This window comes from Arsenophonus endosymbiont of Apis mellifera (assembly GCF_903968575.1).
Lineage (GTDB): Bacteria > Pseudomonadota > Gammaproteobacteria > Enterobacterales > Enterobacteriaceae > Arsenophonus > Arsenophonus apicola.
This window is the reverse complement of record NZ_CAJCFU010000073.1, coordinates 1-1,591: the sequence shown is the minus strand read 5'-3', so window position 1 is coordinate 1,591 and position 1,591 is coordinate 1. Positions and strand designations below refer to the sequence as shown.

2 tRNA genes and 2 rRNA genes are annotated in these 1,591 nt (G+C 50.4%); all 4 read right to left on the bottom strand.

Annotation, left to right across the window (positions count from 1 at the left end):
• Positions 1-479 (bottom strand): 23S ribosomal RNA (locus H1X92_RS12195); the annotation flags it as partial.
• A 342-nt stretch (positions 480-821) separates the two neighbouring features.
• Positions 822-897, bottom strand: a tRNA-Ala gene (locus H1X92_RS12190).
• Between the two features lie 67 nt (positions 898-964).
• Positions 965-1,041 (bottom strand) — tRNA-Ile (locus H1X92_RS12185).
• A gap of 66 nt (positions 1,042-1,107) precedes the next feature.
• Positions 1,108-1,591, bottom strand: a 16S ribosomal RNA gene (locus tag H1X92_RS12180); the annotation flags it as partial.

Below are 1,591 nucleotides of genomic sequence, written 5' to 3'. Positions count from 1 at the left end.
TTTTCGCCTTTCCCTCACGGTACTGGTTCACTATCGGTCAGTCAGGAGTATTTAGCCTTGGAGGATGGTCCCCCCATATTCAGACAGGATAACACGTGTCCCGCCCTACTCTTCGAGCTCACCATACTAACATCTTCGGATACGGGGCTATCACCCTTTATTGCGCGCCTTTCCAGACCCTTCTCCTGATGCTAATATCGATGCTGACTCTGGGCTGCTCCCCGTTCGCTCGCCGCTACTGGGGGAATCTCGGTTGATTTCTTTTCCTCGGGGTACTGAGATGTTTCAGTTCCCCCGGTTCGCCTCGTTTGACTATGTATTCATCAAACGATAGTGCATTAATGCACTGGGTTTCCCCATTCGGACATCGCCGGCTATAACGCTTCATATCAGCTTACCGACGCTTTTCGCAGATTAGCACGTCCTTCATCGCCTCTGACTGCCTAGGCATCCACCGTGTACGCTTCATTCGCTTAACCTCACAACCCGAAGATGTCTTTATTTCACTATCATTCTGATAGGTTATGGCTGCGCGTACAGTAATTCTTTGTTGGGTAGTGCTCGCAATGCTCACGTACTTTTGTACGCTGCGCTTGCTGCGCGCTGGCCGCCTCGAATTCCTGACTGCTCGCTCATAACGCCTGCCTTCCTGACTGTGATGACACTTCACGTTGGAGTATTGAGAGTTCTCCACATTATTTTCTCAATAATGTGTGTTTCAATTTTTAGCTTGTTCCAGATTGTTAAAGAGCATTATTATTCGCAGCATACTGTTGCCAGCCTGCTCTGAATAACCTTTTATCTAGTTTTATCTTGCAATATGGTGGAGCTAAGCGGGATCGAACCGCTGACCTCCTGCGTGCAAAGCAGGCGCTCTCCCAGCTGAGCTATAGCCCCATTAAGATTCTCGTATCATTACTCCTTACCGCTAACTTCACCTTTGGGCAAAATCCGACAGCAATGTTGGTAGGCCTGAGTGGACTTGAACCACCGACCTCACCCTTATCAGGGGTGCGCTCTAACCACCTGAGCTACAAGCCTAATGATACCTTCTGCTCAATCTTCATCAGACAATCTGTGTGAACACTCACATTCCATCTATCTCGGTAAGGAGGTGATCCAACCGCAGGTTCCCCTACGGTTACCTTGTTACGACTTCACCCCAGTCATGAATCACAAAGTGGTAAGCGCCATCCCGAAGGTTAAGCTACCTACTTCTTTTGCAACCCACTCCCATGGTGTGACGGGCGGTGTGTACAAGGCCCGGGAACGTATTCACCGCGACATGCTGATCCGCGATTACTAGCGATTCCGACTTCATGGAGTCGAGTTGCAGACTCCAATCCGGACTTCGACGTACTTTCTGAGTTCCGCTTCCCCTCGCAGGCTCGCCTCTCTCTGTATACGCCATTGTAGCACGTGTGTAGCCCTACTCGTAAGGGCCATGATGACTTGACGTCATCCCCACCTTCCTCCGGTTTATCACCGGCAGTCTCCTTTGAGTTCCCGACCGTATCGCTGGCAACAAAGGATAAGGGTTGCGCTCGTTGCGGGACTTAACCCAACATTTCACAACACGAGCTGACGACAG